This is a genomic window from Streptomyces sp. adm13(2018), assembly GCF_008042145.1.
In the GTDB taxonomy this organism is placed as follows: Bacteria; Actinomycetota; Actinomycetes; order Streptomycetales; family Streptomycetaceae; genus Streptomyces.
The window spans coordinates 1-4858 of the sequence record NZ_RDBH01000115.1; the positions used below are offsets into that span (position 1 = coordinate 1).

Consider the following 4858-nt stretch of genomic DNA (forward strand, 5'->3'; position numbering starts at 1 on the left):
GGCCTACGCCGTCCCGGCCGCCGGCCGCCCGCGCCGGCCGCCCGCTCGACCCCGACACGTCGCGGTCCGGTCGAGGCGGGCGCGGAGCAGGTCGTGTCCGTCGAGGACGGCCTGGGCGGCGGCGATCAGGGCCGGTTCGCCGAGGCCCGCGGGGGTGCGGAGCAGGACGGACTGGTTGAAGCCCTCGACGGGGCCGCCGAGGCCGCGCAGCCACTCCATGATCGGGGTGGCGGGCACGGTGCCGGTGCCGTCGTCGGGGGTGTGCGGGGTGTCGGTGCCCGGGGCGGTCGCGGCGAGGGCGAGGGCCTCGACGGTCTGGTGCTGGAAGATGTCGCGCGGGGTGAGGACGAGTCCGGCCTCGCGGGCCCGGCTGACGAGCTGGATCGAGACGATGCTGTCGCCGCCCATGGCGAAGAAGTTGTCGTCCACGGCGACCTGGGGGACGCCGAGCAGGTCGGCGAAGAGGCCGCAGAGGAGCTGCTCGCGCTCGTTGCGCGGGGCACGGTCGCCGCCGCCCGCGTACTGGGGTGCGGGCAGGGCCCGGCGGTCCAGCTTTCCGGTGCGGGTGAGGGGCAGTTCGGCGAGTTCGACGAACGCGGCGGGCGTCATGTAGTCGGGCAGCAGGGCCGCGACGTGGGTGCGGAGCGTGTCGGGGTCGAGCGGGCGGCCGGCGGCCGGGACGGCGTAGGCCACCAGGCGCTTGTCGCCGGGGCGGTCCTCGCGGACCACCACGACGGTCTGGGCGACGGCCGGGTGGGCGGCGACGGCGGCCTCGACCTCGCCGAGTTCGATGCGGAAGCCGCGGACCTTGACCTGGGCGTCGGCGCGGCCGGCGAACTCCAGGGTGCCGTCGGCGCGCCAGCGGACCCGGTCGCCGGTGCGGTACATGCGCGAGCCGCGCGGTCCGTACGGGTCGGCGGTGAAGCGTTCGGCGGTGAGGCCGGGCCGGCGGGTGTAGCCGCGGGCCAGGCCCTCGCCGGCGACGTACAGTTCGCCGGTGACACCGTCGGGGACGGGCCGCAGGGCCGTGTCGAGGACATAGACGCGGGTGTTGTCGAGGGGTCGGCCGATGGGGAAGGCGTTGCGGGCGACGTCCTCGTCGGTGAGGGCGTGGTGGACGACGCACAGGGTGGTCTCGGTGGGGCCGTAGCTGTTGGTGAGCCGGGCGCCGGTGGTCTGCTCCAGGACCTTGCGGACGGCGGTGGCCGAAGCGGTGTCGCCGCCGACGTAGATGTCGCGGAGGTCGCGGAAGGCGGTGGCGTGGTTCTCGGCGAGGAGCCGGAACACGCCTTCGCTGAACAGGCCGATGGTGACGCGGTGCCGGGTCATGGTGGCGGCCAGGGAGGCGATGTCGGTGGCGTCCCCGTCGTTGGCGACGATCCGGGCGCCGTTGAGGAGGGGCCCCCACAGTTCGTAGGTGGAGGCGTCGAAGGACGGCGGGGAGTGCATGAGCACCCGGTCGTCGGCGCCGTGGCCCCAGTAGCGGTCGCGGGTGAGCCCGGCGACGTTGCGGTGGGTGACGGCGACGCCCTTCGGCTCACCGGTGGAGCCGGAGGTGTACATGACGTACGCGAGCCGGTCCGGGTGGATCGCGGGGAGTCCCGGGCGGGGCTCGCCGGCCGGCGGGAGCCCTTCGTCGAGGAGCAGGACGGGTGCGGAGCCGTCCGGGACGTGGCCGGCGGTGGCCGTCTCGGCGAGGACGAGGACGGTCGCGGTGCCGTCGAGGATCCGCCGGGTGCGGGCCTCGGGGCTGCGTACGTCGAGCGGGACGTACACGCCGCCGGCCTTGGCGACGGCGAGGGTCGCCACGACGTGGGCGGCCCGGTCGGTGAGGAGCAGCGCGATCCGGTCCTCGGGGCGGACGCCCCGGTCGAGCAGGGTGTGGGCGAGCCGGTCGGAGCGGGCGTCGAGTTCGGCGTAGGTGAGGGCTAGGTCGCCGCGGACGAGGGCGATGGCCTCCGGGGTGCGGGCGGCCTGGCGGCGGAACAGTTCGGGCAGTGACGCCTCGGGCCGCGGGTGGGCGGTGTCGTTGCGGACGACGAGCAGGTCGTGGAGTTCCGCGTCGTCGAGGACCGCGAGGCCGCTGATCGGCAGCTCGGGGGTGCGGGCGGCGGCGGTGAGGAGCCGCTGGAGCCGGGTGACGAGTGTTTCCGCGGTGGAGCGGTCGAACAGGTCGAGGGCGTACTCGAGCCGGCCGAGGATGCCGTCGGCGGCGCCGTCGGCGGTGTGCCGCTCCCAGAGGCTGACGGACAGGTCGAACTTGGCGACCGGGGCGTCGGCGCCCTCGACCTCGACCCGCAGGCCGGGCAGGTCGATCTCGGCCCGGGCGGTGTTGTGGAGGATCAGCATGATCTGGAAGAGCGGGTGGCGGGCCAGTGACCGCACCGGGTTCAGCTCCTCCACCAGCCGCTCGAACGGCAGGTCCTGGTGGGTGTACGCGGCGAGGTCGGTCTCGCGGACCCGGGCGAGCAGGTCACGGAAGGTCGGGTCGCCGGCGGTGTCGGTGCGCAGGACCAGGGTGTTGACGAAGAAGCCGACGAGGTCGTCGAGGGCGTCGTCGGTGCGTCCGGCGATGGGGGTGCCGATGGGGATGTCGCCGCCGGCGCCGAGCCGGGTCAGCAGGGCGGCGAGGCCGGCCTGGAGGACCATGAAGAGGCTGACGCCGTGGGCGCGGGCGAGCGCGGCGAGTGCGACGTGCGTCTCGGCGTCGAGCTCCAGCGGCACGTTGTCGCCGCGGTAGGTGGCCACGTCGGGCCGGGGCCGGTCGGTGGGCAGGTCGAGTTCCTCGGGGAGGCAGTCGAGGGCGTCCCTCCAGTGGTGGAGCTGGCGGGTGAGCTGGCTGTCGGGGTCGGTCTCGTCGCCCATGACGCTGCGCTGCCACAGGGTGTAGTCGGCGTACTGGACGGGCAGGGGCTCCCACGCGGGCGCGGCGCCGCGGGTCCGGGCGGTGTAGGCCCGGGACAGGTCGGCGAGCAGCGGGGTGAGGGACCAGCCGTCGCTGGCGATGTGGTGGGTGACGAGGACGAGCACGCCGTCGCCGTCGCCGGTGCCTTCGGCGGTGAGCAGGCGGGCCCGCAGCGGCGGCTGGACGGTCAGGTCGAAGCCGCCGAGGACGGTGTCGGTGATGGCCTGCTCCAGCTCGGCGGCCGGGACGGTGTGTTCGTCGAGGACGGCGGCGCCCTCGGCGGGGCCGAGGACGTGCTGGCGGGGGACGCCGTCGGTCTCGGGGAAGACGGTGCGCAGGCTCTCGTGGCGGTCGGTGACGTCGCGGAGGGCGGCGCGCAGGGCGCCTCGGTCGGGGGTGCCGGTGAGGCGGAGCACGAGGGGCACGTTGTAGGTGGCGTTGGGGCCTTCGAGCCGGTTGAGGAACCACAGCCGGGTCTGGGCGAAGGAGAGCGGGACGCGGTCGCCTCGGTCGGCGGGGACGAGCGCGGGGCGCGTCTCGCCGGGGGCGGTGAGCCGGGTGGCGACGCCGGCGACGGTGGGGGCGTCGAAGAGCGCCTTGACGCCGACGCGGACGCCGAGGGTGGAGGCGATCCTGCTGAGCAGGCGCATGGCGAGCAGGGAGTGGCCGCCGAGGGCGAAGAAGTCGTCGTCGACGCCGACGCGTGCGACACCGAGGACGTCGGCGAAGAGGCCGGCGAGGATCTCCTCCTCCGGGGTGCGCGGGGCGCGGGTCACCGGTCCGCCGACGGACTCGGGGGCGGGCAGCGCGGCCCGGTCCACCTTGCCGTTGGCCGTGAGCGGGAGCGCGTCGAGGACGACGACGGCGGTGGGCGTCATGTACTCGGGGAGCACCTCGGCGACGTGGGCGCGGACGCGGTCGGGCACCAGCCGTTCGCCGGGGGCGGGGACGACGTAGGCGGTGAGCCGCTTGTCGTCCTGCTGGTCCTCGCGGACCAGCGGGAGGGCCTGGCGGACGCCGGGGGCGGACAGCAGGGCGGCCTCGACCTCGCCGAGTTCGATCCGGAAGCCGCGGAGCTTGACCTGGTGGTCCGCGCGGCCGACGTACTCCAGGACGCCCGCGGAGTTCCAGCGGACCCGGTCGCCGGTGCGGTACATGCGGGCGCCGGAGGGTCCGTAGGGGTCGGCGACGAACCGTTCGGCGGTGCCCGCGGGACGGCCGAGATAGCCGCGTGCCACGCCGGTCCCGGCGATGTAGAGGTCGCCGGTGACGCCGTCGGGCACAGGGAGCAGGGCCGCGTCGAGGACGTAGGCGCGGGTGTTCCACATGGGGCGGCCGAGCGGGACCGGTCCGGCCGCGAGGGGGGCGCCGGCCGGGACGCGGTGGTCGAGGACGCCGACGGTGGTCTCGGTGGGGCCGTAGTGGTTGACGACGGCGACCTGCGGATGCCGGGCGCGCCAGGCGGCGAGCTGTTCGGCGTGCAGGGCCTCGCCGCCGGTCATCAGCTCGGCGGTCGGGGAGAGTTCGTCGGGCAGGGTGTCGAGGAGGGGCAGGTGGCTGGGCGTGGCCTTGAGGAAGGTCAGGCCGCCGGGGACGTCGAGGCTCTCGTCGAGGTCGCCGACGTGGAGGCAGCCGCCGGCGAGAAGGGTGCCGTAGAGGGTGGTGAGGCCGAGGTCGAAGGAGAGCGGCGAGTGGAGCAGGGTGCGTCCGCTCAGGCCGGGGTACTCGGCGGCGCAGCGCACCACGTAGTCGACCAGGGACCGCTGCTCGACGACGACGCCCTTGGGCGTGCCGGTGGAGCCGGAGGTGTAGACGACGTACGCGGCGTCGTGGGGGGTGACGGGCGCGGTGCGGTCGGACGCGTCCGGTGCGTCGGTGCGGGCGCGGTCGAGCGCGTCGACGGTGTCGGGGGCGTCCAGGACGAGGACGCGGGCACCGGCCGCGGGCACCGGC

1 protein-coding gene is annotated in these 4858 nt (G+C 75.3%); it reads right to left on the minus strand.

Annotated elements, in window-relative coordinates; translation table 11 throughout:
* Nucleotides 1-3: 3 nt before the first annotated feature.
* The gene (locus tag EAO70_RS15030; protein WP_148003495.1) at nucleotides 4-4854 is read right to left on the minus strand and encodes a non-ribosomal peptide synthetase; all 4851 of its coding nucleotides are present in this window, start codon (nucleotides 4852-4854) and stop codon (nucleotides 4-6) included.
* Nucleotides 4855-4858: the final 4 nt, after the last annotated feature.